Origin of the sequence: Enterobacter sp. MGH 33 (genome assembly GCF_000534535.1) — a bacterium.
Lineage (GTDB): Bacteria > Pseudomonadota > Gammaproteobacteria > Enterobacterales > Enterobacteriaceae > Enterobacter > Enterobacter hormaechei_C.
Genome location: NZ_KI973212.1, coordinates 2,703,483 through 2,729,095, shown reverse-complemented (window position 1 = coordinate 2,729,095; position 25,613 = coordinate 2,703,483). Strand labels below are relative to the sequence as shown.

Below are 25,613 nucleotides of genomic sequence, written 5' to 3'. Positions count from 1 at the left end.
AAATGAATTTCAGGATGATTTTCCTATGGCACAATTCAGCGCTTTGCCAAGGGGGGGGGCTACATATCCGTCATTTTTATCTTTGGAAAAAAATAATATACATGCTTATTCAGCACGGTTTATGATAAAGCCTGAAGATCTATCAGCTATTGAATGTTTAATTGGGTTATTTTTTCATGGAAAAGTTAAAATAGATGAGAGGGAAGAAAAGGTTATAGACCATAATAAAGTTCTCATTTGTTATAAATTTAAAGAATTTGGACAGGATATAGTAAGGATTATTACGAATAATAATGAATTTATCAAATGCCTTTGTGAGAAAGGCTTAGAACCTCCAGGGCCAGAAAATGTATTTCCTGATAAGGATTTTGGTAATTATGGTAGCCTGCAAGGAGATATGGCATTCTGGTGGGATGTATATTGGGAGCCGTTTTGGAAAAGCTTAAGAGAGGAAGAGAAAAAACAATATATCGAGCGAAATAATTTCTCGGTTGATACCATTCAATTTTTGGAGTACCGCCATTAGCTAAAATATATACAACATCATTCACCTCGATTATCCAAAATTCTCTACCTAAAATTTATTAGTGCCCTCTATTAGTGTTAGGTCTGCTCGTAAGCCAGCACTGACGGTGGGGTCTGGCAGCTCAGGGATTGTAAAGCGGTTGATGCCGCCGATTACCAGACGCTGCTGCGCAAGGCCGATACGGTACTTAAGGACGATATGCTGGCGTCAAAAGAGCTGCTGGTGATGCCCGACGGCAGCGTGACGCTCAATATGCCCATGGATGAAGACGCTGAGTTCGTGGCGGTGGTGGGGCTGTTTAACCGTCCCGACATGCAGGACAACCGCTGGCGGCTGGTACTGACCCGTGACGACCTCGACCCGGACAAACCCCGTACGATTGAACTGGGTGATGGCTGGCTCAGCCTCGTTCCGGTAAAGGAGTGATGTAATGGATAACTGGCTGGCGCTTTTTGACGGACAGACGCGTTATTTTCTGGATATTAATGACAGTACCATGACGGTGGATGTTTTGCGCTTTCGCGGCAGGGAAGCCCTGAGCGAGCCCTTCCGGTGGGACATCGAGTTCACCTCCGGGCAGGCGAATATTCCCCCGGAACAGGTGCTGATGAAATATGCCTCCTTCCGGATGCGGAGCGGCAAAAGTGTGCACGGCATGGTGACCCACCTGGAATGGCTTTCCACCTCAAAGGACCAGTCTCACTAACTTATCATTCATTTGAATAAGGTAGATAAGCAGGAATATATTTACTGGAAAGAGGTGAATATAAATGCATAGCTTTATAAAAAAAACGTGCTGCTTCATGTTGATATCAGTTTTCTTCTTTTGCGTTTTGCTAATGGTGATTAAGATCATGGCTTATCAAAACGCAATCAAGAATGATACTATATGGAGTCGAGATAATAAATGCGAACTGACTACTTATATTCCTGACTATCGACCATATGGTGGTATCGGGAGAGTGTTACGGTTGTTTTCCAATCAATCTTTTTTTGTTGTATATGATTCCAATGGGAATAAAATAAAAAGCTCTGCATGGCACTTTTGGCAAGCTCAGTTCTCTGATTCGGTTGCACCAGAATGGCACGGGAAATATGCAATGTATCCAACAAGTGAAGGGTGGGCTGGATGGAAAATTCCAGAGTGTGGTTAACGTTTAAAATGCCAATTCCCTTCGCCCCCTTGGTCAGAATTGACCTGGAAACGCGATTAAGGCAATGAAATAGTATGGGCTATAGCGACTTATTACCATAAGTACGGTAAGGATCATATCAGTATCCGGTCATACTAATCGCTGATACGGATGAATATAAACTCTTAACAAATGGGTGAATACTGAAAGGTTGCTCTGGCGGCCAGTGTAATGACAAAGACAGGTAAGACCAGGACTCACTACACCTGAATCAGTCACTGGGCTTAAAGCCGCGAAGGAAATAAGGGTGAATCAGCGAATTACATTGGGGCTGGCAGCGTTATAGCTGCAAATAAGCCAGGAATAATGTTGAACCCTACCCGTCAATGTCTAAACAATGGATGCTTTGCAAACGGAATGTGTTCATATAATGACTTATGCCACAGGGACACAACACGCCATCGCTGTATGAAATGCTGAGCGGCAATTTCTCAGGTGGCCTGAGCCTCAACCAGGTCAGCGAACAGAATCAGGTGATTTTATCAGTACTCGATAACATGCAGCGCATCCTCAACTGCCGCGCCGGTACGCTGGCTCACTTGCCGGACTACGGCCTGCCGGATATGACAAAAATCCTCCAGGGAATGCCCGGTACCGCCCATCAGCTGATTACCACACTGTCGGCCATATTGCTGAAATATGAGCCGCGCCTGAGCCGGATTAACGTGGTGATGCAGGAACAGATTCAGCCCGGTGAACTCCGCTACGCCATTGATGCGGAGCTGAAGGGGGTCGGGCTGGTGCGCTACGGCACGGAATTTATGCCCGAGGGCAGGGTATTAATCCGTCATCTGAAACAACAGCAATACCTCAATGCACGAGCCGCCATCTAGTTATTACTCAGGTTAAAACAGTTATGACAATAAATTCTGAACGCCAACTTAAAACCGGCGGGGATCCGCGCACACTTGCGGATTACGCTGCCTTGCGCGAAGAAATGAACAAGCTCACCCATCCGGCACGCCCGGATGTTAACTGGCAACACGCGGAAACGCTCTGTCTGTCACTGTTTGAGCATAACGGTGTGGAGCTACAAACGGCTGCCTGGTATACGCTCGCCCGCACGCATCTCGCCGGACTCTACGGCATGAATGAAGGGCTGGCGCTACTGGCTGCACTGGTCGTCCGTCAGTGGGGTAGCCTCTGGCCACAGCCTGTCCATGCGCGAGTTGAAATCCTCAGTGCACTGAGCAAACGCCTGCAACAGGTGGTGAGAACGCTGACGTTGACGTATGCCGATTTAGGACAACTTTATCAGGCTGAGGAGAATCTGAACGCTCTGAGTGACATGTTGCAGCGCCTCGAACTTAAGCATGCTGCTCAGCTTGATGCTCTGCGCACGATGATGCAGAACGCAGCAGTGCGTCTGGAAAACAGTGAAAATTCGGGCGTAAGTCTGCCGGGTAACGCGGTAGGCGCCGCGGAACTCCACCTCACAGAACCGACAGAGCGTTGTAAATGGGTTTATGTGGTTCAGCCCGAACCGTTGCCGAATAAAGAGCCTCCTGTGCCCGTGAAGCAGTGGAAACCATTTGCTGCGGGTATGTTGTCCATGCTGGTGGCTGCCAGTGTTGTCGTAGTGGGATGGCAGATGATGCATGCGCCAGATTCGGCGCAAATGCAGCTGGCTGCGACTCTGACTCCTTTACCTGAAGGACTTTCTTCAGCACAGTTGCAGGCGCTGCAACAAACGTCACCGCCACCTGAACCGGGGATCAGCAAGACACAGCAGCTGTTAGCGCAGCTTTTACGCCTAAAACCAGACTGGGCAATAAGCTACGGCGACCGTCTGGTGCAGCAGACGCTGACGTTGTGGCCTGAAGAGGCCAAACCCCTGGCACAACAGTGGCACAAGCAAATTAGCGTTGCCGGACTTGCAGAGTCAGATCTGAATGGCTGGCATCAGGGAATGACGCAGTTACAGCAGTTGACGAACAGGCTAAACGCGCTGGATGAACAGAAGGGGAAGTACATGACGGTCAGCGAACTGAAATCAGCCGTGTTTGCCATGTCGCAGTCCTTCAGCCATACCGTTCCGCTTGAGGAGCGGCTTCGTCTGCTTTCCATTTTACCTGCCGGGCAACCCCTGTCAGCAGCGCAGCTAAACCAGACCGAACAGCATCTTCAGCAGTTGATTGCCAGCTATGCCCTGCTGAAGCACCAAAAAGAATAATGAGACTGGCGAAAAACACGGAGTTGACATGTCAGCAAGAGAGCGATTTTTTAAGAAAGTGCAACAGAATATCGGGGACAAACCAATCTATGTTAATACGGCTGAGGCCGAAGTCAGGGCGTTTTGTGAGCGGATGGAGGATCTTGCGCAGCAAATCATTACATGGTTTGAAGGTTCTGGTATTGAAATATTTTTATCTAAAAAACATATCACCGATTTAAGTATGGTTGGCTACAGCCTCAGTAACGGTATATGTCGTTATGCCATTACGACGATCATTTTGCAAAATGGGGATCGCAGCGTCACCATTATGCCAGAACAGGTGATCAGGGGGCCGGAGAAGGGGTGTGTGACGATGAGTATTAATGTCCCCGATAGTCTGTCGGGGGCGAGGATATTCCATTTAAGCATGGCGCCTGAAACAGGCTGGTATATTCGTCGCGGGCATCAAAGTCCAAAAGAGAATATCCTCATGACAGAGGACCGTTTTTTCCAGACTATCGACTGTCTGGCCTGAACGTAAGCCACTCTAACGAGAGGAGCGCGTATTAACTACGTTAACTTATTAAGCACCACTAAACAACGGCGCCCTACAGTACCCCTCCTTAAATATATAATTGCCATTTTTGAAGGGGTATCAGCAACCAAACGACAAGCCAGACATTTAGCGTAAAACATGCTTTTTATCCGCCTTAAGTAAAACTGCGCAAATCAAACTGCAAAACAACAAACCAGCGACGAACGTGAGGACAAATTCGTATGGCAATGCTATAACCCTTAATGCCAACCAAAATATAATGTCCCAGGAAAACGTATGCTAAGAAATATTAGTGTCAGAACGTTCATTGTCTATTTCCTTTTATGTGTATTTTTGGTAAGTGATGGAGTTATAGCGCTATTTTCACGGAATTCTTCGCTTTTTATTGCAGTCATAATTGTACAATTCATCGCCTTATTTTTACTCTGGGCGTACATGACCAAATATCTTGTGACGCCGATCAATACGGTGAAAAAAAGTATTGAAGAAGTGACGTCAGGCAAACTTGGCGTGTCGATACCTGAATTTGGCAACAACTGTGCGGGACGACTGATCCCGGGGATTAACAGTCTCTCCAGCAACATTGCAACGCTGGTCCGTGAGATCCGCGCCTCCTCGCAAACCGCGATGACCCTGTCAGATCAACTCTCTTCACGCAGCGCGCAGCTTTCCGTCAAAACAGAACAGCAGTCAGCTTCGCTGGTGCAAACGGCAGCCAGCATGGAAGAGATGGCTGCAAGTACAAAAAATAATGCCGACAATACCCGTTTAGCCAGCGAGCAGGCGAATATCGCGACGTTGCAGGCGCGTAAAGGCGGGGAGTTAATGGGGCAGGTCGCGAACAATATGCAGTCGATTACCGACTGCGCCCAGCAAATGACAGAGATTATCTCGCTGATTGACGGTATCGCTTTTCAGACCAATATTCTGGCGCTCAACGCCGCCGTTGAAGCGGCAAGAGCGGGAGACCATGGTAAAGGGTTTTCTGTGGTCGCGGGTGAAGTGAGAAGCCTTGCGCATCGTAGCGCCGAAGCGGCAAAAAATATTAAGTCATTGATTGAAGTAACCAGCCATAACGTGACGCAGGGCGTTAACGTGGTCTCTGAAGCCGAAAAAAACATGCATGATATTGTTACCGGTTCGGGCAATGTGAGCAGACTGATGGATGAAATATCCGCCTCAACATCAGAACAGGAAAAAGGTATTTCACAAATTACGCAGGCATTGTCAGAGCTTGAACGCGTAACGCAGAGCAACGTGTCGATGGTTGAGGAACTCAATGGGTCGTCAGATGTGCTGCGCAATCAGGTGATTGAGCTCCAGACACGAACACGCAATTTCCGTCTGGAAAATGAGTTCCAGACTGACAATGCGTTAAGAAGCCGCGAATGGGCGGTGAATTCCTGAACGTATTCAGGACGATGCCTCACATAATTATTGCTTAACCCTCGGCGAAAGCTAGACTGACACCGAAAGAGATAAAACGGTGGAGGCGCTGTGGAGAGCATTAAAGGGTCTGAGGTTAACGTACCTGACGCAGTTTTTGCATGGGTGTTTGATGGACGTGGCGGCGCAAGGCCGCTTGAAGATCAGGATCACATCGACAGCGAACATCCATGCTGGCTGCACCTCAACTACACGCACCCGGACAGCGCCGAGTGGCTCGCGTCCACGCCGCTATTGCCCAACAACGTTCGGGATGCGCTGGCGGGAGAAAGTCTCAGACCCCGCGTCAGCCGGATGGGTGAGGGGACGCTAATTACGCTGCGTTGTATAAACGGCAGTACGGATGAGCGTCCGGATCAGTTGGTGGCAATGCGTGTTTATATGGATGAACGGCTGATTGTTTCCACCCGCCAGAGAAAAGTGCTGGCGCTGGATGACGTCATTAACGATCTGAAAGAGGGCACCGGACCTACGGATTGCGGCAGCTGGCTGGTGGATGTGTGTGATGCGCTGACCGATCATGCCAGCGAGTTTATAGAAGAACTTCACGATAAAATCATCGATCTGGAAGATAACCTGCTCGATCAGCAAATCCCCCCACGTGGTTTTCTGGCGCTGCTGCGTAAGCAGCTCATCGTGATGCGCCGCTATATGACCCCTCAGCGCGACGTTTATGCGCGGCTGGCCAGCGAACGCATGAGCTGGATGAACGACGATCAACGCCGCAGAATGCAGGATATCGCTGACCGGCTCGGACGTGGACTGGACGAGATTGACTCATGTATTGCCAGAACGGCAGTCATGGCGGATGAGATAGCCCAGGTAATGCAGGAGTCGTTAGCCAGGAGAACGTACACCATGTCGCTGATGGCGATGGTCTTTTTACCGAGTACCTTCCTGACGGGGTTGTTTGGCGTAAACCTCGGAGGGATCCCCGGCGGTGAATATCACTATGGCTTCACCACGTTTTGCGTCATGTTAGTGGTTTTGATTGGGGGTGTTGCATGGTGGTTGCATCGTAGTAAATGGCTGTAAATTTACGCTTTTCTGAGGCAGAGTCGGCTTCAAAACGACATTTTAATTGAGCGAAGTCAATAAACTCCGACCATGTTAGGTGCAATATTACTCCCGCAGGTGAATGCAACGTCAAGCGATGGGCGTTGCGCTCCATATTGTCTTACTTCCTTTTTTTGAATTACTGCATAGCACAATTGATTCGTACGACGCCGACTTCATAGTCGGCTTTTTTTTTGCCTCCTGTTTATCTGCGTCTACCCTTTAGGGGTCAGCACCCTAATCTGGAGGAAAAGATGAGTATGCTACTTGCCCTGCAACGCCTCAACACCTGGCAGTCCGATCCGGTGCCCACCGATCCGACGCCGATACCCGATCCTGTCCCACGTCCGCAGCCGATGCCGGATCCGCCGCCCGATGAAGAACCGATTAAATTGTCGCATCGTTAGCGCAGATCTGCGAGGATACGCGCCATCTGACTGCAATCATTACCACGAGAGTATATTGTGACCGCTTTTTCCACGCTGAACGTTCTGCCTGAAGCCCAACTGACTAACCTGAATGAGTTGGGCTACCTCACTATGACCCCTGTCCAGGCCGCCGCGCTGCCGGCTATCCTTGAAGGCCGTGACGTGCGCGTGCAGGCGAAAACCGGCAGTGGAAAAACGGCTGCATTCGGGCTAGGCCTGTTACAACACATTGATGCAACCCTGTTTCAGACTCAGTCCCTGATACTCTGCCCGACGCGCGAGCTGGCCGACCAGGTCGCGGGTGAGCTGCGTCGTCTGGCGCGTTTTTTGCCTAACACTAAAATTTTAACGCTCTGTGGCGGGCAACCGTTCGGTGCGCAGCGCGATTCCCTTCAGCACGCGCCGCATATCATTGTGGCAACGCCGGGCCGTCTGCTCGATCACCTGCAAAAAGGCACTGTTTCACTCGATGCACTGCAAACGCTGGTGATGGATGAAGCTGACCGCATGCTGGATATGGGCTTCAGCGATGCGATTGACGAAGTGATCCGCTTTGCCCCAGCCACGCGTCAGACGCTGCTCTTTTCTGCCACCTGGCCCGAGGCGATTGCAGCGATCTGCGGGCGCGTGCAGAAGAACCCGCTGACCATTGAAATCGATACTGTCGATGCGTTACCGGCGATTGAGCAGCAGTTCTTCGAGACATCGCAGCACGGCAAAATTCCACTGCTACAAAAATTGCTGAGCCAACACCAGCCAGCGTCCTGCGTGGTGTTCTGTAATACCAAAAAAGATTGTCAGGCGGTGTGCGATGCTCTGAATGATGCCGGACAGAGCGCATTATCGCTGCATGGCGATCTGGAACAGCGCGATCGCGATCAGACTCTGGTGCGTTTCGCTAACGGCAGCGCTCGCGTGCTGGTTGCAACGGATGTGGCGGCCCGTGGCCTGGATATTAAATCGCTTGAGCTGGTGGTGAATTTCGAACTGGCATGGGATCCGGAAGTGCATGTCCACCGCATCGGGCGTACCGCGCGTGCAGGTAACAGTGGTCTCGCCATCAGCTTCTGCGCACCTGAAGAGGCGCAGCGCGCCAATATTCTTGCGGAAATGCTGCAACTGAAACTCAACTGGGTGAATACCCCTGGTAATATCAGCATCGCTCCGCTGGCGGCGGAAATGGCCACCCTGTGCATCGACGGCGGTAAAAAGGCCAAAATGCGTCCCGGTGACGTTCTGGGGGCGTTAACTGGGGATATCGGTCTCGACGGGGCAGATATTGGCAAGATCACGGTCCATCCTGCGCATGTCTACGTAGCGGTTCGCCAGTCGGTTGCGCATAAGGCCTGGAAACAGTTGCAGGGCGGGAAGATTAAAGGGAAGACCTGCCGCGTTCGACTGCTGAAATAAGCTTAAAACGCGTCTCAGAAACGATATTTGAGACGCTGCCAGGTTACTTGACTTCTACCACGTTCAGGCGCAGTTCATCGAATTGCGCATCCTCTTCCTCTGGCTGCCAGCCAGCAGGCTGCATCGGGATCTCTTCGCGGTCAAACGCCAGATCCCCGCCATTCACCACCTCTGAACCGTGGTTAATCCCTTTGAAATCGAACAGTTCAACGTCGGCAAGGTGCGAAGGCACCACGTTCTGCATGGCGCTGAACATGGTTTCGATGCGGCCCGGATAGCGTTTATCCCAGTCACGCAGCATGTCGCCAATGACCTGACGTTGCAGGTTCGGCTGTGAGCCGCACAGATTGCACGGAATGATAGGGAAGGCTTTGGCCTGGGAGAAACGCTCAATGTCTTTCTCGCGGCAGTAGGCGAGTGGGCGGATCACGATGTGTTTGCCGTCGTCGCTCATCAGCTTCGGTGGCATTCCCTTCATTTTGCCGCCATAGAACATATTCAGAAACAGCGTTTGCAGAATGTCGTCCCGGTGATGACCAAGCGCAATCTTGGTGGCGCCCAGTTCGGTTGCGGTGCGGTACAGAATGCCGCGACGCAAACGTGAGCAGAGCGAGCAGGTCGTTTTGCCCTCTGGGATCTTCTCTTTAACAATGCCGTAGGTATTCTCTTCTACGATTTTGTACTCAACGCCCAGGTTCTCAAGGTACTCCGGCAGGATATGCTCCGGGAAGCCCGGCTGTTTCTGATCGAGGTTAACCGCGACCAGAGAAAAGTTCACCGGTGCGCTTTGCTGTAGATTGCGCAGGATCTCCAGCATGGTGTAGCTGTCTTTACCGCCCGACAGGCAGACCATGATGCGATCGCCTTCTTCAATCATGTTGAAGTCTGCAATGGCTTCGCCCACGTTACGGCGCAGTCGCTTTTGCAGTTTATTCAGGTTGTACTGTTCTTTCTTGTTAATTTCTTGATTTTGTTGCATCTATTCGTTACTCAGATCTCAAATGGGGCACAGGGTGAGGAAAACGATTTCAAAGCGTCAGCTTCGTGTTCATCTCTTCTATCCATGTAGCATAGATTTCATACACCATCTGCGCATGTACGTGCCCCATCTGGTTAGCGATAAAAGACGGGTATGCGGCTACCGGTAAAAACCAGCATGCGAAAGTGTGTCGTGTATGGTACGGATTGCAGCGCCGAATGCCAGCACGATTTACAAATGAGCTCCACAGGAGAAGTTTGGTTAAGACTGAAGGGTTGTCTACACTTACAGCTTACGCAGTAAAAACGGAGGTGAAAATGACTGACCGTCCCGTTAATGGTGACCATCCTGATTATAATCCCAGCCCGGATAACCCGGACAAGGATGGAAAAAAACCGAAAGATGATCCTGGCTCAGCGCCTGAATCAGGCGATAAAGATCCAGAGTAATGACCTGCCGCCTTTTCGAAGGCGGTTTTAACACCCATTCGGCCTCTCTACGCGCACCGCTATTCATGTTGTCCTCTTCAACGTTGTCTGATAACCGCTCAGAACCCCTACTGTTTTGCCTGGCGAACAGCTGAGATACAGCACGGATCTCATTCCCGCGTACCAGCGCGTTTTACAGTTCTCCTGCTACGCTTTTGAGGGGGACAAGGGAGCGCTTCTATGAAAAATAAAGACGAGCAGACAGGATTAGTTGGGCTGGCGATTGGTGCCGCCGTTATCGGGCTGGTTTCATCCCAGAAGATCATCAACCGTGAAAGTATTGTCGCTGAGCTGGTAAGGCTCGGCAGGCAGAAGGGGGATGGTGTCGAAGATGAGGTCTTTTTAAAAGCGGCTGAGTTAGTGAGAAAAGGAGTATAACAATGGCTGATATTCGTCATGCACAGTGTCATTGTGGGGCGGTGAAATTTACGGTTGAGCTGACGGACGGCCTGAATACCGCACGTCGATGTAGTTGCTCGTTTTGCAGGATGCGTGGGGCGGTAGTGGTTTCAGCGCCTTTGACGGGCATTAAGGTGACGCAGGGCGCGGACACGCTCACAGAGTACCGTTTCAACACCGGCACGGCGCGCCATTTCTTCTGTTCGATCTGCGGTATTTACACGTTCCACCAACGACGTTCCAATCCCAATGAATATGGTGTGAATGTCGCCTGTCTGGAAAATGTCACGCCATTCGACTTCCCGGAAGTGGCGGTAATGGATGGAGTAAATCACCCTATGGATGGCGACAGCGGGGTAATTGGTTATCTCTCTTTTCGCAAAGAACAGGCGAAACAGCGATAAAATTAGCCCGCAGATCGCTGCGGGCTAACGGGATTAGAACTGGTAAACCAGACCTAACGCTACGATGTCATCCGTACCGATACCATTGTTTTTGTAGAACGAATCATCTTCATCCAGCAGGTTGATTTTATAATCAACATAGGTGGACATGTTTTTGTTGAAATAGTAGGTAGCACCGACGTCAGCGTATTTCACCAGATCTTTATCGTCCTGGCCATTGCCCAGGTCTTTACCTTTGGACTGTAAATAGGAAATAGCCGGACGCAGACCGAAATCGAACTGATATTGTGCGGTGACTTCGAAGTTCTGGGTTTTGTTTGCCACCGCATCTGCATTGTCGCCGTACGGCGTCATATTGCGGGTTTCGGAATACATTGCCGCCAGATAAATGTTGTTGGCATCGTATTTCAGACCTGCGGTCCATGCATCCGCAGTATCGCCGCCCGCAGTAGTGTAATTTACCTGATCGTTGGTACGGTCAGATGAAGTATATGCCGCACCTGCGCTGAAGCCCATGCCGAAATCGTAGGTTGCGGATATACCGTAACCGTCACCATTTTCATGACGTGTATCACGACCGTTGTTGGTCCCTTCATTGGTAGAGCAGAAATTCTCGTCGCAGTTATTACCTTCATTATTACCCTGATACTGCACCGCGAAGTTCAGACCCTGCACCAGACCAAAGAAGTCGGTGTTACGGTAGGTAGCCACGCCGTTTGCACGACCGGTCATAAAGTTATCGGCATAAGTATAAGAGTCGCCACCAAATTCTGGCAGCATATCGGTCCAGCCTTCAACGTCGTACAGGACGCCATAGTTACGGCCGTAATCGAAGGAGCCGTAATCGCCCACCTTCACACCCGCGAAGGCCAGACGCGTCCAGGACTGATTGTCAGACCCTTCGGTGTTGTTTGCCTGAATGTTGTATTCCCATTGTGCGAAGCCGGTCATCATGTCGTTGATTTGGGTTTCACCTTTGAAGCCCAGTCGCATATAGGTTTGATCGCCATCTTTAGACGCGTCGTCAGAGAAATAATGCAGACCATCTACTTTGCCATACAGATCCAGTTTATTGCCGTCTTTATTATAAATTTCAGCTGCGTGAGCGGCGCCAGCCATTAACAAAGCGGGGATCATCAGTGCCAGTACTTTTCTTTGCATTTTGATTATTCCTTTGCAGTTATTTTTTTATTACTTCGTGAACTTTCCGGGCTGGAAAGCTGTCCCATGCTAAATCACTCTGACGGCGGATGAATAAAATATAATTGTTACGGGTTAAGTAAAATCTAAACCAAATGATGCGGTAGAAATAACGATTGATGCCATGAATGAATTATTATAATCAATACAAAATAAAAATTATTAATTACGTGGAAAACAAGGTAACCTTCACGCCGTTATATGCCTTTAAGATTTTTTCATCCATAATTCACGTGAATATTGTTCAGAACATTGAGGCAATTTTCACCGATCTTCTGGATTCGCCCGGTGCACGTGCATCGGGCTTTTTTTGGCAAAAAAATGCCCGGACATGCCGGGCATACAGGTTATTCGCTGGTCGATTTTTCGGCTTTCCCCGCCAGTTGCGCCAGGAAGTCATACCGCTTCTGTAGATCCGCTGCCGCATCCTTCCATAGCTGCTCTGCCACTTCTGGCTGTTGAGCGTTCAGCCTGCGGAAACGCTGCTCCTGAAGTAAGGTTTCGGCAAGGGCGTCTGACGGCGGACGCGAATCCAGCGCCAGCGGCAATTTCCCTTCATCGGCACGGCGCGGGTCAAAGCGGTACAGTGGCCAGAAGCCGGTTGCGGTGAGCTGACGCATCTGGTCGTGGCTGAGCGCCAGATCGTAACCATGCTCCTCACACGGACTGTAGGCGATAATCAGCGACGGCCCTGGATACGCTTCCGCTTCCTGAATGGCTTTCACCGTCTGGTTGAGCTGTGCCCCCAGCGAAATCTGCGCGACGTAGACGTGTCCATACATCATCATGCTGACGCCCAAATCTTTACGCGCCTTGCGCTTGCCGTGCTCACCAAATTTCGTGACCGCCCCCAATGGCGTTGCTTTCGAGGCCTGTCCGCCGGTGTTGGAATAGCACTGAGTATCAAGCACCAGAATATTGACGTTTTCGGTCAGGCTCAGGACATGATCAAGACCGCCGAAACCAATATCGTAGGCCCACCCGTCGCCGCCGATCAGCCAGATAGATTTTTCAACCAGCGCGTCAGCATCAGTCAGGAGTTGTTCAGCCCCTTCAACACCCTTAAGCGCGTTGCGCAGTTCAGCAACCTGCGCGCGACGAACGTCAGGTGTGGCCTCCGCATGCAGGGCATCATTCAGTTCTGCCGGGATCTTATCGGCAAACTGTGCGAGCAGACGCATTACGCGGGCGCGGTGCTGATCGACCGTCAGACGGAATCCCAGACCAAATTCTGCGTTGTCCTCGAAAAGCGAGTTTGCCCACGCCGGGCCGCGACCGTTCGCGTCGGTGGTGTATGGCGTGGACGGCAGGTTACCCCCGTAGATCGACGAGCAGCCCGTCGCGTTGGCAATCAGCATTCGGTCACCGTAAAGCTGAGTGAGCAGTTTGATATACGGTGTTTCGCCGCAGCCGGAGCACGCCCCGGAGTACTCGAAGAGCGGGGTGATGAGCTGCGAGGTACGAATGTCAATGCGTTCCAGCTTGTTGCGATCGATTTCGGGCAGGTCGAGGAAGAAATCATAATTCACTTTCTCTTCTTCAACATGTTCAAGACGCGACATCATATTGATGGCTTTGATTGACGGGTCCTGACGATCTTTCGCCGGGCACACCTCGACGCACAGGTTACAGCCGGTACAGTCTTCCGGCGCCACCTGTAGGACATATTTCTGACCACGCATATCGCGGGATTTTACATCCAGCGAGTGCAAACTTTCCGGCGCGCCATCTAACGCTTCTGGCGACACCACTTTGGCGCGAATGGCCGAGTGAGGGCAGGCCGCCACGCAGTGGTTGCACTGGGTGCACAGCTCTTCTTTCCAGATGGGAATCGCTTCGGCAATGTTGCGTTTTTCCCAGCGGGTCGTGCCCATCGGCCAGGTGCCGTCAGGCGGAAGCGCAGAGACGGGAAGGGTGTCGCCTAGTCCGGCAAGCATCGCCGCCGTGACGGTTTTGACGAAATCCGGGGCGGCGTCAGACACCACTGGCGGCCGGTTCGGACTGCTGGCATTGACCGGCTGCAACGGCACCGCGAACAGCGATTCGCGGGCCAGCGCCAGCGCCTGCCAGTTGCGCTCAACCAGTTCCTGACCTTTGCTGCTGTAGCTTTTGGCGATTGCACCCTGAAGCTCCATCAGCGCGCTGTCGCCCGGCAGAATATTGGTCAGGTGGAAGAACGCCATCTGCATAACCGTATTGATGCGCGCCGCCAGGCCGCATTCGCGGGCGATCTTCGCGGCGTTAATGACATACAGGCGCGCCTGTTTCTGGTTAAGCACCGCCTGCACTTCCTGGGGCAGGCGTGCCCAGACCTCGTCGGCGCTGTAAGGGGTGTTGATCAGGAAAATACCGCCGGGCTTCAGGCGCTCGGCCATCTGATATTTATCAATGAACTGGAGCTGGTGACAGCCAACAAAATCTGCCTGAGAAATCAGGTATGCCGAACGGATCGGGTGTTCGCTGACGCGCAGGTGGGAGACGGTCAGTCCGCCCGCTTTTTTGGAGTCGTAGACGAAATATCCTTGCGCATACCACGGCGTAGAGTTGCCGATAATTTTGATGTTGTTCTTGGTCGCCGAGACGCTGCCGTCGCTACCCAGACCGTAGAACAGCGCTTCCAGTTTCGCATTCGAGGGCAGGGTGTTTTCCGGCAAGGGCAGAGAAAGGTTAGTCACGTCATCATAAATGCCGACCGTAAAGCGCGGCTTCGGTTTTGCCTCGCGGAGTTCAGCAAATACCGCCAGGACGCACTCCGGTCCGAACTCTTTGGAAGACAATCCATAACGCCCGCCAATGACGCGCGGCAGCGTTTCGCGCTCACCGCGGTTAAACGCCTCAGCCAGAGCGGTCATCACATCCAGATAAAGTGGCTCAGCCTGTGCGCCAGGCTCTTTGGTGCGGTCCAGTACCGCCACTGCACGCGCGCTATCCGGCAGGGCTGCGAGCAGGTGTTTCGCTGAGAAGGGACGGTAGAGGCGAACTTTGAGCACGCCAACTTTTTCACCACGCGTCAATAGCTCATCAACCACCTCTTCACAGGTGCCAATGGCGGAGCCCATCAGGACGATCACGCGCTCGGCCTGCGGATGACCGTAATATTCAAACGGCTTATATTCGCGGCCCGTCGCAGCGGCAAAATCGTCCATCGCCTGTTCAACGTGTTCATAGACCGCGTTGTACCACGGGTTCGTCGCCTCGCGGGACTGGAAATAGGTATCCGGGTTCGCAGAGGTACCCCGGATCACCGGATGTTCCGGATTGAGGGCGCGAGCGCGATGCGCATCGATGTCAGCCTGCGGCAGCAGATTAAGAATAGTGTCGTCCGGTAGCGGAACGATTTTATTGATCTCGTGGGACGTACGGAAACCATCGAAGAAATGAATAAATGGCACTCGGCTTTTCAGCGTGGCGATATGCGAAATCAGCGCGAAGTCCTGCGCTTCCTGCACGCTGCTGGCGCAGAGCATAGCGCAGCCGGTCTGACGCACGGCCATCACATCTGAGTGGTCGCCAAAAATAGAGAGAGCGTGAGTGGCTACGGTGCGTGCGGCGACGTGCAACACAAACGGCGTTAATTGCCCTGCCAGCTTGTAAAGCGTGGGGATCATCAACAGCAGCCCCTGAGACGACGTGAACGAGGTCGACAGGGCACCGGTCTGCAACGCACCGTGCACGGTGGCAATGGCACCGGCTTCGGACTGCATTTCTACAACTCGCGGGACATCGCCCCAGACGTTTTTTATCCCATTACCAGCCCAGGCGTCAGCCTGTTCAGCCATCGTGGAGCTGGGAGTGATGGGGTAGATGGCGATCACTTCGCTGGTACGAAACGCAACAGACGCGACTGCACCATTGCCGTCAATAGTTTGCATAGGACAACACCCTTACATTGCGCAAAAAGAGGGGCCTGAAAAACGACGACAGACCCTGAATATTATCTGTGTATTTTAGCAAAGCTCAGGTTTTACGATTTTCGCTTTTGTGTCCTTGGTATGCGCTGTATCAATGACTCGATGGCTACTCGCGTTAAAAAATTGCGAGAAATTGTTACCAGGGCGCATAAATACGCACATCCGCTCTCGACGATGCGGCGCGTGATGCCTATTATGCATAGGTTTCGCGTTAATTATGGGGAGGAAGGTATGCGTTCAGCATTTTGGGTCGGATGTGCCGCGTTACTGTTGTCGGCATGCAGCAATGAACCTGTACAGCAGGCGACAGCGGCACACGTTACGCCAGGTATGCGGGCGGCTATGTCCAGTTCAGGTCAGGCCAACTGCGCAATGATCGGCGGTTCACTCTCCGTTGCCCGTCAGCTCGATGGCTCCGCCATCGGCATGTGCGCATTGCCAAATGGCAAACGCTGTAGTGAGCAGTCGCTTGCCGTAGGTTCGTGCGGAAGCTACTGAGTTATTCAACTCGCTTAAACATCAATGTCTTATTGGCTGTCGCCAGGGTTAACTGGTCTTCGGTCAGGTCTACCTGTGCGCCTGTGCGTAGCATATCGGCGATGGTCTGATCCAGTTCATTTAGCTGCGGCTCGGTGCAGAGTTTCCGCGTCATTGCCAGCGTTTTGACCGTCAACTCTCCTTCGGACAGTTTCCCCTGGCCGTTGAAGCCGTTGCACATTGTGCCGGAGACGACAATGTTGTTAATCAGGCTGATATTGGGTTGCGCACTGAAGCGAATTTCAGGCTGGTTTTTCCCGCCTTTAACCGCTTTGCCATCCACATTTTCCAGAACGAAACGATGATTCTCTAGCTGTTCGGTCTGAACGGAGGCTTTACCAGGATTAACGCATCCAGCCAGTGCGAGGCTGATTAAACTTACTGCCGCGAGCTTTTTCATTTTTTTTCTCAAACTATCAATACCGTAAATATTTTTTCAGTGTAACCATACCCTCCTGAGTGTTAATGGGGTTTATCTGAAAGTGCGGGAAGGGACCGGGCGGCGGCGCACCCGGTCAGTGAGTTAGTGCGATTTAAATCCGGCTGCGGCCATCAGCATTTTAAAGAGCATACTTACGCAGGCCAGCGCCAGAACGCTGCCGCCCCAGATGATGGCAAGCCACATCAAACGTTTCCATACAGGTTGTTGCATCAGTGATAACCCTCCCCATGCTGTACTTTTCCGCGAAAAACGTAATAACTCCAGAAGGTGTAGACCAGAATCACGGGAATGATCAACAGTGCACCCACTAACATAAAGCCCTGGCTTTGGACTGGCGCAGCGGCCTGCCACAGGGTAATGTCCGGCGGGATAATATGCGGCCAGATGCTGATCCCAAGCCCGCTAAAGCCAAGAAAAACCAGCCCTAATGTCATAACAAACGGCAGAGTATGGCTCGCAGGATCGTTCAGGCAGCGCCACTGGCACAGACTCAGGATCGCAACCAGCGCAGGAACGGGCAGCAGATAAAACAGATTCGGCAGCGTAAACCAGCGCGCAGCAATAGCTGGTTGGGCGAGAGGGGTCCAGATACTGATTACTGCAATGAATACCAGAAGCAGGAGCAGAAGCACTTTCGATACCTGACGCATCCGCTGTTGCAGGGCATTTTCGCTTTTCATTACCAGCCACGTTGAACCTAGCAGCGCGTAAGCCACTACAAGACCCGCACCGCAGAAAAAATTGAACGCGGTAAACCAGTCAAACGGACCACCGCTGTAAGCGCGACCAGTGATGCTGAACCCATGGATGACCGCGCCGACGGTGATGCCCTGGCTAAAGGTCGCCACAATTGATCCGCCAATAAAGGCCTTATCCCAGAACGGGCGGTGCGCCGGAGTGGCCTTGAAGCGAAATTCGAAGGCGACGCCACGAAATATAAGCCCGATCAGCATTATTGTCAGTGGAATGGTTAGCGCGTCGATGATAACCGCATAGGCGAGAGGAAAGGCGCCAAACAGGGCCGCACCGCCAAGCACCAGCCAGGTTTCGTTGCCATCCCAGACGGGAGCCACGCTATTGACCATCACGTCGCGGTCGTCCGCATTCGGCGTTGCCGGAAACAGGATGCCTATCCCCAAATCAAAACCGTCCATCACGATATACATCAACGTGGCGAAAACGATAATCACGAACCAGATAATGGAAAGATCGATACCCATTACGGTTACTCCTTAAATTCAGTGGTGACGGCAGAAAGCGGACGAGCAGGGCGGCCATCGGATTCAGTCGCGAAGGATTCATGGGGCTGCGGCCCTTTTTTAATCAGACGCACCATATAGCTGTAACCCACGCCGAATACCGCGGTGTAAACCACGAAGAAGGCCAGCAAACTGACGCTCATGTGCAGATCGCCATGCGCGGAAACCGCATCCTTTGTACGCTGTAGACCATAGACGACCCAGGGCTGGCGGCCGACCTCCGTTGTTACCCATCCGGCGAGGATCGCGATCAGCCCGGACGGCCCCATCAGCAGGGCAAACCACAGGAAGGAACGTGAGGTATAAAGGCGCTGTTTATAACGCAGCCAGATTGCCGTCACGCCCAGGAGCAGCATCAACATTCCCAGGCCGGCCATGATGCGGAAAGACCAGAAGACAATGGTGGCGTTCGGGCGATCTTCTTTTGGGAACTCCTTCAATGCCGGAACCTGTTTATCGAGACTGTGGGTCAGGATCAGGCTGCCGAGAGCGGGAATTTCCAGGCCAAAACGGGTCCGTTCCTGCTCCATATCCGGCCAGCCAAATAGCAGCAGTGGGGTAGGCTCACCCGGCGGATTCTCCCAGTGGCCTTCTATGGCGGCTATTTTCGCTGGCTGGTGTTTTAAGGTGTTAAGCCCGTGCATATCCCCCACCAGCGCCTGGACTGGGGCCACGATCAACGTCATCCACAACGCCATGGAAAACATGGTGCGAATAGCGGGCGTATTGTTTCCGCGCAGCAAATGCCAGGCCGCGGAAGCACCGACAAACAGCGCGCTGCTGAGAAATGCCGCTATCGACATGTGCAGCAGGCGGTAAGGGAAGGAGGGGTTAAACACCACGGCAAACCAGTCCACCGGAACGACCTGACCGTTGATGATTTCATACCCTTGCGGTGTCTGCATCCAGCTGTTTGACGAGAGGATCCAGAACGTAGACATGAGGGTCCCCAGTGCGACCATGCAGGTCGAAAAGAAGTGCAGCCCCGGCCCGACCTTATTCCAGCCAAACAACATTACCCCGAGGAACCCCGCCTCAAGGAAGAACGCGGTAAGCACTTCATAGGTCAGCAGGGGGCCGGTAATACTGCCCGCGAACTGGGAAAACCCACTCCAGTTAGTGCCAAACTGATAAGCCATCACCAGGCCGGAGACCACACCCATCCCAAAGTTGACGGCGAAGATCTTCGACCAGAAATGGTACAGCGAGCGCCAGACGGGATTTTTTGTTTTCAACCACAGCCCTTCCAGCACGGCGAGATAGCTCGCCAGGCCAATGGTTATCGCCGGAAAAATAATATGAAAGGATACGGTAAAGGCGAACTGTATTCGCGCAAGATGAAACGCATCTGGACCAAACATGCACTGCCTCAATGTTAAACGGTGTACTGTTATGATAGAGAGGCGGCAAGTGAGATATCAGAAGCAGAAATCGATAATTTATCTATAACAGTTGTGGGAAAAGCTGAACTTTATCTGGCTGATATAGGTAACAAGGAAGAATAAAAAATTTCTTTTTATGATTTTTACGCATTAAACAGCTTGCTTTGTCGCCAGCAACATGCGTTAATGGATTTCTGGTTTTGAATCCAAATAAATATCTGACGTAGTTTTATAAAGCAGTTCTCATCACGTTGTGCCTCTCCGCAGCCTCTCTTGGGTCTTTATCTACATTCCGATTAGTTTTGTATCGAACCATTTATTGCCTGATCGGCTCATGAGTAATTTACGTTTTTACGTTTACAGGAGAATCCTATGACTTCTTATATCCATTTCCGCTGCCCATGCTGTCATGGCTCGCAGTACCGCACCTCAGCTTTTGATGTGTCTGACAAAAACCCGTTCGGCGCGAAATGCATTTTCTGCAAATCGTCGATGATCACGCTCGACCACCTGGCCGCAGCGCGTTCTGCTCAGAATCACATTACAGAGTACCGCAAGTAATCTGCCGCGTTTCCTATAACAGTTAGCAAAATCTTCTCTTTTTCTCCTGCTGATATACACTGTCAGCAATAAGGAGAATCTGATGAAAAAATACCAGCGTCTGGCGCAACAAATTATCTCGCAGATTGAGCTTGGCGTATGGTTGCCGGGCGATAAGCTGCCTTCTCTGCGAGAGCAGGTGGCAAGCAGCGGCATGAGTTTTATGACCGTGGGCCACGCGTATCAGATGCTGGAAAGTCAGGGGCGCATTGTTGCCAGACCGCAGTCAGGCTATTACGTTGCCGCCCGCCCGACCACACACCAGCCTGCACCGCCCGCGCAGGTGATGCGCGATGAAGTGGTCGACATCAACACCTATATTTTCGACGTGCTACAGGCCAGCCGCGACCCCTCCGTTGTCCCTTTTGCCTCGGCGTTTCCCGATCCGCGCCTTTTCCCGCTTCAGCAACTCAACCGATCGCTGGCTAACGTCAGCAAAACGGCTACCGCCATGAGCGTGATCGAAAACCTGCCGCCGGGTAACGTCGACTTACGTCATGCCATTGCCCGTCGCTACGCTCAGCAGGGAATGAATATCTCCCCGGATGAAATTGTGATCACCGCGGGCGCGCTTGAGGCGCTTAACCTCAGTTTGCAGGCTGTGACTGAACCAGGGGACTGGGTTATCGTTGAAAACCCCTGTTTTTATGGCGCACTCCAGGCGCTTGAACGTCTGAAACTGAAAGCGCTGTCGGTTGCCACTGACGTGCGTGAGGGCATCGATCTCAGTGCCCTTGAGCAGGCGTTAAATGATTATCCGGTGAAAGCCTGCTGGCTGATGACCAACAGTCAGAACCCGCTCGGCTTCACGCTGAGTGCAGAGAAGAAAGCTCAGCTGGTTGCCTTACTCACCCGGCATAACGTCACGCTGATTGAAGACGATGTTTACAGCGAACTATACTTTGGCCGCGAAAAGCCGCTTCCGGCAAAGGCCTGGGATAAGCAGGATATGACGTTGCACTGCTCCTCATTCTCCAAGTGTCTGGTGGCCGGTTTCCGTATTGGCTGGGTGGCGGCGGGAAAACATGCGCGCCGTATTCAGCAGTTGCAGCTGATGAGTACGTTGTCCACCAGCTCTCCCATGCAGCTGGCGCTGGTGGATTACCTGGCGACCAAACGTTACGACGCCCACCTTCGCCGTCTGCGACGCACGCTTGCTGAACGCAAACAGCAGGCCTGGCAATCGCTTTTGCGTCATATGCCTGCCGGCGTCAAAATCCATCATAACGACAGCGGCTATTTTTTATGGCTGGAACTGCCTGAACAGCTGGATGCGGGGCGGTTGAGTGAGAAGGCGTTAACCCATCAAATCAGCATTGCGCCCGGCAAGATGTTTTCCACCTCCAATATCTGGACACCGTTTTTCCGTTTCAATACCTCATGGGGCTGGGGCGAGCGGGAGGAGCAGGCGGTCGTCCAGCTGGCGGGGTTAATCCGCGAAATGATGCTGCACCCAGTCACACCTTGATGAAAATTCCTGAAGCGACATGACGCGCGGTCTACCTTTAGTAAGGGAGCGCGGATTGGTAACGTGACGTTGTCACGTTTCTGCCCGCCAGAACGTGTGCTGACAGCGAAAACAATGTCGATTTCAACAGGACGATGCTATGCAAAATCAATTGCTGATTAATGGTGAACTGATGACCGGCGAAGGTGAGAAGCAGGCGGTTTATAATCCTGCCACGGGTGAAGTGCTGCTGGAGATTGCTGAAGCGTCGGCAGCACAGGTGGACGCTGCCGTCCAGGCTGCCGATCGCGCGTTCACAGAGTGGGGACAAACGACGCCGAAAACGCGCGCCGAATGTCTGTTGAAACTGGCTGATGTGATAGAAGCCAACGCTGACGCGTTCGCAAAAGTGGAGTCCCTTAACTGCGGGAAACCGCTGCACTGTGTTCAGGGAGATGAGATCCCGGCCGTGGTCGATGTGTTTCGCTTCTTTGCCGGGGCCGCCCGCTGCCTGAACGGGCTGGCTGCCGGAGAATACCTCGAAGGACATACCTCAATGATCCGCCGCGACCCGGTTGGCGTTGTCGCCTCTATTGCGCCCTGGAACTACCCTCTGATGATGGCGGCGTGGAAGCTGGCGCCCGCGCTGGCGGCGGGAAACTGTGTCGTCATCAAGCCGTCTGAAATTACCCCGTTGACGGCGCTGAAGCTGGCGGAACTGGCGAAAGATATCTTCCCGCCAGGCGTGCTGAACGTGCTGTTTGGTCGCGGAAAAACCGTAGGAGATCCGCTGACCGGCCACGAAAAAGTCCGTATGGTTTCTCTCACCGGCTCTATTGCTACCGGAGAACATATTATCGGGCATACCGCATCTTCAGTTAAACGTACCCATATGGAATTGGGCGGAAAAGCCCCGGTCATTGTCTTTGACGATGCAGATTTGGATGCCGTGGTTGAAGGCGTGCGTACGTTTGGTTTCTACAATGCTGGTCAGGATTGTACCGCAGCCTGTCGTATCTATGCCCAGAGGGGGATTTACCCCGCGCTGGTCGAAAAGCTGGGCGCAGCCGTTGCCAGCCTGAAAATGGGCGCGCCGGACGATGCGTCAACCGAGCTGGGACCGCTCAGCTCCGCAGCGCATCTTTCCCGCGTTTGTGCTGCCGTGGACGAAGCCAAAACCCTTGGACATATCCGCGTCGTCACCGGTGGCAGTAAAAGAGAGGGGGCAGGATATTACTTCCAGCCAACGCTGCTGGCCGGGGCGAAGCAGGAAGATGCGATCGTCCAGCGAGAAGTGTTTGGCCCGGTGGTCAGTGTGACAGAATTTGAGGATGAAGCGCAGGTGCTGAACTGGGCCAACGATTCGCAATACGGCCTGGCCTCGTCCGTCTGGACAAAAGACGTCGGACGCGCCCATCGCCTCAGCGCACGGTTGCAGTATGGCTGCACCTGGGTCAATACCCATTTTATGCTGGTGAGCGAAATGCCGCACGGCGGGATGAAGTTATCCGGTTATGGCAAAGATATGTCGGTCTACGGACTTGAGGATTACACGGTAGTCCGGCATGTAATGATCAAACACTAAACCCTCATGCCCGGCGCAGTGCCGGGCGATTCAGCTTACCAGCCACAGACCTCGTGTTCATTTTCCGTATCGTAGGCGCGAACGGTGTTCACCAGATCCTTCACGACATCTGCCGCGACGTCCGGGATCAACAGCTCCATTGGCGCTTCTGTTTCATAATCCACCGACACGCCGTTGCTGTTGTTGGTGACGGTCACGGTATAGGTAGCCTTACCCATTATTTACTCCTTATGCGTGTTGACCACTTTACCGATGCCCGCACCGCTGAGCGTGACGGCAGGATCCGCGAAAAAGTCGATATTAAAATAGGTGTCGTCGGTCAGTAGCTCAATGCGGTGCCATTTTTGGGGTGGGGAGATGCCAAAAGAACCGGCCTCAATGACCACTTCCAGATCGGGTTCGGTGGCGTCGCCATCGGCAAAGCCAAAGTAACGCACTGCACCCTGCATGACGGATAACCGACCGTACACGCCGGCTTTGGTGTTGTGATGGGTAAAAAGCGCTTTTGGGGCGGTCTCTTTATTCCAGAACGGCGTCGAGCGGGTATGAACAAAGTTTTCAGGAATACGTAACATCATAGTTTCCTTCATGTTGGCGGGCGCTTAAAGGGACTTAAGCACCTCAGGTTCAACAAAGAATTCAATATTGAACAGGGTGTCGTCGGTCATCACCTCAATGTGGTGCCATCTCTCTGGCGGGAAAACGCCGAAACGACCCGCTTCAATGACGAGCTCGCTGTCAGGCTCAGGTGTAAATTCATCAGCATAGCCCAGATAACGCACTGCGCCACGCATCACCGACAGGCGAGGGTAAACGCCCGGGCGCGTGCCCGTATCAAGGTGACGTTTAAAAATGCCGGCGGGGGCCGTTTCTTTGTTCCAGAAAGGCGTGGAACGGGTGTGAATGCAACTCTGCGGAATGCGTAGCATGTTTCCTCCCTTAAAAGCCTGCTGTTATTAAACTGCTTTCTGCGGGGATGAATTTATCAATAAGTGCATTTAATATGCATCTTATCAATAATAACCGTTTTGCTTTACCCGGCGTTGTTACACAAGGTACTCAGTTGTTATTATCCTTAGTATTTAAGTGGTTATGATGTAACGAAAAAACTTGATCTGTGTCAACATATGACGCATATTGCGTGCGGTTATTTTTCGGCTCAGGTAAACAGAATGACGTTGTATCAAAAGATGTTGGTGTTCTACGCAATCATGGCCTCCATCTGCGCATTAATCACCTGGTTCCTGTCTAAAGATCGTAAACGTATTCGCCTGTTGAGCGCATTCCTGGTGGGTTCCACCTGGCCGATGAGCTTTCCTGTTGCCCTGTTGATCTCTCTTTTCTGAAGCACGCTTCCAGAATCGGCATCCAGACATAGCATTCCATACATTGAGGCTGTATAAATATACAGTCCGTCATACATGGAGTGCTTATGAACAGTTTCTATTCGCAGCAAGCAGGCTGCACTGTGCGCTGGCAGGATCTTCCCGGTTTCGGTGACCCGGTTGTGTTTATCCACGGGTTGGGCTGTGCATCGTCGTATGAATATCCTCGTATTGTCTGTGATACCCGTTTCGGGGGGCGCAGAGCCATTTTGATCGATCTTCCCGGTAGCGGTTACAGTGACAAACCTGACAACTACCGTTATCGCACGAGCGAACAGGCGCAGGTGGTGGTTGAACTGTTAAACCATCTCGCCCTGGATAGTCTCTGGCTGTATGGTCATAGCATGGGGGGGAGTATCGCGATCGAAACGGCAGCACTGTTAACGTCGCGCGTTAAGGGCCTGATAGTATCTGAACCCAATTTTCATGCGGGTGGCGGGATGTTCAGCCGAGCAATTGCGGCCCAAACGGAACAACATTTTCTGGCTCAGGGCTATGATGACATGCTGCGGGCGGAAACGTCGCCGTGGGCTGGAAGCCTTCAAAGCAATGCCCCCTGGGCCGTCTGGCGCGGCGCAACAAGCCTGGTCGAGGGCGTTAAACCTGACTGGGCACACCTGTTCTTGTCATTGAGCTGCCCGGTAATGTTAGTTTTTGGTGAGCGCTCCCTGCCTGATGACGATTTTATTCGCCTGCAACAAAACGGCGTTGCTGTAAAAATTATCCCTGATGCGGGCCATTCAATGTCCTGGGAAAACCCGTCAGCGTTGGCTCAGGCTTTGTCTGGCTTCATAAACGGCTCATGAAGGGGTAGCCCGCATTGCT

Annotated in this window: 28 protein-coding genes and 3 pseudogenes; 20 read left to right on the top strand and 11 right to left on the bottom strand. The window is 52.3% G+C overall.

Annotated features, from left to right (window positions below; translation table 11 throughout):
- Positions 1–25 precede the first annotated feature (25 nt).
- The 11 genes and pseudogenes from L379_RS11160 (at position 26) to dbpA (ending at position 8,770) form a co-directional block, all read left to right on the top strand.
- Positions 26–526 (top strand): hypothetical protein, encoded by a 501-nt coding sequence (locus tag L379_RS11160; protein WP_032653730.1) that lies wholly within the window; start codon positions 26–28, stop codon positions 524–526.
- A 111-nt stretch (positions 527–637) separates the two neighbouring features.
- Positions 638–952: pseudogene (tssJ, locus tag L379_RS0124045) on the top strand (type VI secretion system lipoprotein TssJ); the annotation flags it as partial.
- Positions 953–956: 4 nt separating this feature from the next.
- Positions 957–1,229, top strand: a pseudogene (locus tag L379_RS11165) (type VI secretion system tip protein VgrG); the annotation flags it as partial.
- 151 nt (positions 1,230–1,380) lie between these two features.
- Complete coding sequence (locus L379_RS25035; protein WP_233168391.1) at positions 1,381–1,680, top strand: hypothetical protein; 300 nt, start codon at positions 1,381–1,383, stop codon at positions 1,678–1,680.
- A gap of 416 nt (positions 1,681–2,096) precedes the next feature.
- A complete protein-coding gene (tssE, locus tag L379_RS11170; protein WP_032653725.1) occupies positions 2,097–2,552 on the top strand; it encodes a type VI secretion system baseplate subunit TssE in 456 nt (151 codons plus the stop codon).
- Between the two features lie 23 nt (positions 2,553–2,575).
- A complete protein-coding gene (locus L379_RS11175) occupies positions 2,576–3,892 on the top strand; it encodes a VasL domain-containing protein (protein ID WP_032653722.1) in 1,317 nt (438 codons plus the stop codon).
- A 28-nt stretch (positions 3,893–3,920) separates the two neighbouring features.
- Entirely contained in the window at positions 3,921–4,409 is a 489-nt protein-coding gene (locus tag L379_RS11180; protein WP_032653720.1) for a hypothetical protein, read from the top strand.
- Positions 4,410–4,706: 297 nt separating this feature from the next.
- Positions 4,707–5,837 carry a methyl-accepting chemotaxis protein gene (locus L379_RS11185; protein WP_080276444.1) on the top strand — a complete coding sequence of 377 codons (1,131 nt, stop codon included), beginning with the start codon at positions 4,707–4,709 and terminating at the stop codon, positions 5,835–5,837.
- A 90-nt stretch (positions 5,838–5,927) separates the two neighbouring features.
- The gene (zntB, locus tag L379_RS11190) at positions 5,928–6,911 is read left to right on the top strand and encodes a zinc transporter ZntB (RefSeq protein WP_006810774.1); all 984 of its coding nucleotides are present in this window, start codon (positions 5,928–5,930) and stop codon (positions 6,909–6,911) included.
- A gap of 281 nt (positions 6,912–7,192) precedes the next feature.
- A complete protein-coding gene (locus L379_RS25870; RefSeq protein ID WP_275427718.1) occupies positions 7,193–7,339 on the top strand; it encodes a proline-rich small protein YnaL in 147 nt (48 codons plus the stop codon).
- A gap of 57 nt (positions 7,340–7,396) precedes the next feature.
- Positions 7,397–8,770 (top strand): ATP-dependent RNA helicase DbpA, encoded by a 1,374-nt coding sequence (gene dbpA, locus L379_RS11195; RefSeq protein WP_032653716.1) that lies wholly within the window; start codon positions 7,397–7,399, stop codon positions 8,768–8,770.
- A 43-nt stretch (positions 8,771–8,813) separates the two neighbouring features.
- Here the strand turns inward: dbpA and ttcA are convergent, their stop codons facing one another.
- A complete protein-coding gene (gene ttcA / locus L379_RS11200) occupies positions 8,814–9,749 on the bottom strand; it encodes a tRNA 2-thiocytidine(32) synthetase TtcA (RefSeq protein WP_001186974.1) in 936 nt (311 codons plus the stop codon).
- A 49-nt stretch (positions 9,750–9,798) separates the two neighbouring features.
- Positions 9,799–9,996: pseudogene (locus tag L379_RS26295) on the bottom strand (site-specific integrase); the annotation flags it as partial.
- A 70-nt stretch (positions 9,997–10,066) separates the two neighbouring features.
- Here L379_RS26295 and L379_RS26290 point away from each other — a divergent pair.
- From L379_RS26290 to L379_RS11210, 3 genes are all read left to right on the top strand, one after another.
- Entirely contained in the window at positions 10,067–10,198 is a 132-nt protein-coding gene (locus tag L379_RS26290) for a hypothetical protein (RefSeq protein ID WP_017693355.1), read from the top strand.
- Between the two features lie 219 nt (positions 10,199–10,417).
- A complete protein-coding gene (locus L379_RS11205; protein ID WP_000790642.1) occupies positions 10,418–10,615 on the top strand; it encodes a hypothetical protein in 198 nt (65 codons plus the stop codon).
- A gap of 2 nt (positions 10,616–10,617) precedes the next feature.
- Entirely contained in the window at positions 10,618–11,040 is a 423-nt protein-coding gene (locus tag L379_RS11210) for a GFA family protein (protein ID WP_032653714.1), read from the top strand.
- 33 nt (positions 11,041–11,073) lie between these two features.
- Here L379_RS11210 and ompC read toward each other — a convergent pair whose 3' ends face one another.
- Both ompC and nifJ read right to left on the bottom strand, forming a co-directional pair.
- Entirely contained in the window at positions 11,074–12,201 is a 1,128-nt protein-coding gene (ompC, locus tag L379_RS11215) for a porin OmpC (protein ID WP_017382260.1), read from the bottom strand.
- Between the two features lie 386 nt (positions 12,202–12,587).
- Positions 12,588–16,112, bottom strand: coding sequence for a pyruvate:ferredoxin (flavodoxin) oxidoreductase (nifJ, locus tag L379_RS11220; RefSeq protein ID WP_032653713.1), 3,525 nt, complete (start codon positions 16,110–16,112; stop codon positions 12,588–12,590).
- A gap of 270 nt (positions 16,113–16,382) precedes the next feature.
- On the opposite strand from nifJ, the gene L379_RS11225 reads away from it, so the two are divergent.
- Positions 16,383–16,649 carry a putative hemolysin gene (locus tag L379_RS11225; protein WP_003856935.1) on the top strand — a complete coding sequence of 89 codons (267 nt, stop codon included), beginning with the start codon at positions 16,383–16,385 and terminating at the stop codon, positions 16,647–16,649.
- 1 nt (position 16,650) lies between these two features.
- On the opposite strand, the gene hslJ is transcribed toward L379_RS11225, so the two are convergent.
- The 4 genes from hslJ to L379_RS11245 form a co-directional block, all read right to left on the bottom strand.
- Positions 16,651–17,088, bottom strand: coding sequence for a heat shock protein HslJ (gene hslJ / locus L379_RS11230; protein WP_032653712.1), 438 nt, complete (start codon positions 17,086–17,088; stop codon positions 16,651–16,653).
- A 123-nt stretch (positions 17,089–17,211) separates the two neighbouring features.
- Entirely contained in the window at positions 17,212–17,340 is a 129-nt protein-coding gene (locus L379_RS11235; protein ID WP_017693358.1) for a DUF2474 domain-containing protein, read from the bottom strand.
- Positions 17,340–18,350: a cytochrome d ubiquinol oxidase subunit II gene (cydB, locus tag L379_RS11240; RefSeq protein WP_032653710.1), complete on the bottom strand. Its 1,011-nt coding sequence runs from the start codon at positions 18,348–18,350 to the stop codon at positions 17,340–17,342. Before cydB ends, L379_RS11235 begins: the two co-directional genes overlap by 1 nt.
- A 5-nt stretch (positions 18,351–18,355) precedes the next feature.
- Positions 18,356–19,750 (bottom strand): cytochrome ubiquinol oxidase subunit I, encoded by a 1,395-nt coding sequence (locus tag L379_RS11245; protein ID WP_032103603.1) that lies wholly within the window; start codon positions 19,748–19,750, stop codon positions 18,356–18,358.
- 393 nt (positions 19,751–20,143) lie between these two features.
- Between L379_RS11245 and L379_RS11250 the strand changes: the two genes are divergently transcribed.
- From L379_RS11250 to patD, 3 genes are all read left to right on the top strand, one after another.
- A complete protein-coding gene (locus L379_RS11250) occupies positions 20,144–20,332 on the top strand; it encodes a cold shock small protein YmcF (protein WP_017693360.1) in 189 nt (62 codons plus the stop codon).
- A gap of 82 nt (positions 20,333–20,414) precedes the next feature.
- The gene (locus L379_RS11255; RefSeq protein WP_017693361.1) at positions 20,415–21,839 is read left to right on the top strand and encodes an aminotransferase-like domain-containing protein; all 1,425 of its coding nucleotides are present in this window, start codon (positions 20,415–20,417) and stop codon (positions 21,837–21,839) included.
- 139 nt (positions 21,840–21,978) lie between these two features.
- Positions 21,979–23,403, top strand: a complete 1,425-nt coding sequence (patD, locus tag L379_RS11260; RefSeq protein ID WP_032653709.1) for an aminobutyraldehyde dehydrogenase — start codon at positions 21,979–21,981, stop codon at positions 23,401–23,403.
- A 35-nt stretch (positions 23,404–23,438) separates the two neighbouring features.
- On the opposite strand, the gene L379_RS11265 is transcribed toward patD, so the two are convergent.
- The 3 genes from L379_RS11265 to L379_RS11275 are packed head-to-tail and all read right to left on the bottom strand — an operon-like array spanning position 23,439 to position 24,332.
- Positions 23,439–23,621, bottom strand: a complete 183-nt coding sequence (locus tag L379_RS11265; RefSeq protein ID WP_003856955.1) for a DUF1869 domain-containing protein — start codon at positions 23,619–23,621, stop codon at positions 23,439–23,441.
- Between the two features lie 3 nt (positions 23,622–23,624).
- Positions 23,625–23,978, bottom strand: a complete 354-nt coding sequence (locus tag L379_RS11270; RefSeq protein ID WP_003856958.1) for a TehB family protein — start codon at positions 23,976–23,978, stop codon at positions 23,625–23,627.
- Positions 23,979–24,005: 27 nt separating this feature from the next.
- A complete protein-coding gene (locus tag L379_RS11275; protein WP_015570441.1) occupies positions 24,006–24,332 on the bottom strand; it encodes a TehB family protein in 327 nt (108 codons plus the stop codon).
- A 243-nt stretch (positions 24,333–24,575) separates the two neighbouring features.
- On the opposite strand from L379_RS11275, the gene L379_RS11280 reads away from it, so the two are divergent.
- Both L379_RS11280 and L379_RS11285 read left to right on the top strand, forming a co-directional pair.
- Entirely contained in the window at positions 24,576–24,749 is a 174-nt protein-coding gene (locus tag L379_RS11280; protein WP_003856960.1) for a GhoT/OrtT family toxin, read from the top strand.
- 86 nt (positions 24,750–24,835) lie between these two features.
- Positions 24,836–25,594, top strand: coding sequence for an alpha/beta fold hydrolase (locus L379_RS11285; RefSeq protein WP_017382270.1), 759 nt, complete (start codon positions 24,836–24,838; stop codon positions 25,592–25,594).
- The last annotated feature ends 19 nt before the right edge of the window (positions 25,595–25,613 follow it).

Bases quoted from the DNA above. Each gene is read 5' to 3' on its own strand.
- L379_RS11250 (WP_017693360.1), top strand. From the start codon at position 20,144: ATGACTTCTTATATCCATTTCCGCTGCCCATGCTGTCATGGCTCGCAG.
- tssE (WP_032653725.1), top strand. From the start codon at position 2,097: ATGCCACAGGGACACAACACGCCATCGCTGTATGAAATGCTGAGCGGC.
- ompC (WP_017382260.1), bottom strand. From the start codon at position 12,201: ATGCAAAGAAAAGTACTGGCACTGATGATCCCCGCTTTGTTAATGGCT.
- L379_RS11285 (WP_017382270.1), top strand. From the start codon at position 24,836: ATGAACAGTTTCTATTCGCAGCAAGCAGGCTGCACTGTGCGCTGGCAG.
- L379_RS11205 (WP_000790642.1), top strand. From the start codon at position 10,418: ATGAAAAATAAAGACGAGCAGACAGGATTAGTTGGGCTGGCGATTGGT.
- L379_RS11175 (WP_032653722.1), top strand. From the start codon at position 2,576: ATGACAATAAATTCTGAACGCCAACTTAAAACCGGCGGGGATCCGCGC.
- L379_RS25035 (WP_233168391.1), top strand. From the start codon at position 1,381: ATGGCTTATCAAAACGCAATCAAGAATGATACTATATGGAGTCGAGAT.
- nifJ (WP_032653713.1), bottom strand. From the start codon at position 16,112: ATGCAAACTATTGACGGCAATGGTGCAGTCGCGTCTGTTGCGTTTCGT.
- L379_RS11160 (WP_032653730.1), top strand. From the start codon at position 26: ATGGCACAATTCAGCGCTTTGCCAAGGGGGGGGGCTACATATCCGTCA.
- cydB (WP_032653710.1), bottom strand. From the start codon at position 18,350: ATGGGTATCGATCTTTCCATTATCTGGTTCGTGATTATCGTTTTCGCC.
- L379_RS11280 (WP_003856960.1), top strand. From the start codon at position 24,576: ATGACGTTGTATCAAAAGATGTTGGTGTTCTACGCAATCATGGCCTCC.
- L379_RS11235 (WP_017693358.1), bottom strand. From the start codon at position 17,340: ATGCAACAACCTGTATGGAAACGTTTGATGTGGCTTGCCATCATCTGG.
- L379_RS25870 (WP_275427718.1), top strand. From the start codon at position 7,193: ATGCTACTTGCCCTGCAACGCCTCAACACCTGGCAGTCCGATCCGGTG.
- L379_RS11185 (WP_080276444.1), top strand. From the start codon at position 4,707: ATGCTAAGAAATATTAGTGTCAGAACGTTCATTGTCTATTTCCTTTTA.
- L379_RS11210 (WP_032653714.1), top strand. From the start codon at position 10,618: ATGGCTGATATTCGTCATGCACAGTGTCATTGTGGGGCGGTGAAATTT.
- L379_RS11265 (WP_003856955.1), bottom strand. From the start codon at position 23,621: ATGGGTAAGGCTACCTATACCGTGACCGTCACCAACAACAGCAACGGC.
- ttcA (WP_001186974.1), bottom strand. From the start codon at position 9,749: ATGCAACAAAATCAAGAAATTAACAAGAAAGAACAGTACAACCTGAAT.
- L379_RS11245 (WP_032103603.1), bottom strand. From the start codon at position 19,750: ATGTTTGGTCCAGATGCGTTTCATCTTGCGCGAATACAGTTCGCCTTT.
- hslJ (WP_032653712.1), bottom strand. From the start codon at position 17,088: ATGAAAAAGCTCGCGGCAGTAAGTTTAATCAGCCTCGCACTGGCTGGA.
- patD (WP_032653709.1), top strand. From the start codon at position 21,979: ATGCAAAATCAATTGCTGATTAATGGTGAACTGATGACCGGCGAAGGT.
- L379_RS11255 (WP_017693361.1), top strand. From the start codon at position 20,415: ATGAAAAAATACCAGCGTCTGGCGCAACAAATTATCTCGCAGATTGAG.
- L379_RS11270 (WP_003856958.1), bottom strand. From the start codon at position 23,978: ATGTTACGTATTCCTGAAAACTTTGTTCATACCCGCTCGACGCCGTTC.
- L379_RS11180 (WP_032653720.1), top strand. From the start codon at position 3,921: ATGTCAGCAAGAGAGCGATTTTTTAAGAAAGTGCAACAGAATATCGGG.
- L379_RS11275 (WP_015570441.1), bottom strand. From the start codon at position 24,332: ATGCTACGCATTCCGCAGAGTTGCATTCACACCCGTTCCACGCCTTTC.
- L379_RS11225 (WP_003856935.1), top strand. From the start codon at position 16,383: ATGCGTTCAGCATTTTGGGTCGGATGTGCCGCGTTACTGTTGTCGGCA.
- L379_RS26290 (WP_017693355.1), top strand. From the start codon at position 10,067: ATGACTGACCGTCCCGTTAATGGTGACCATCCTGATTATAATCCCAGC.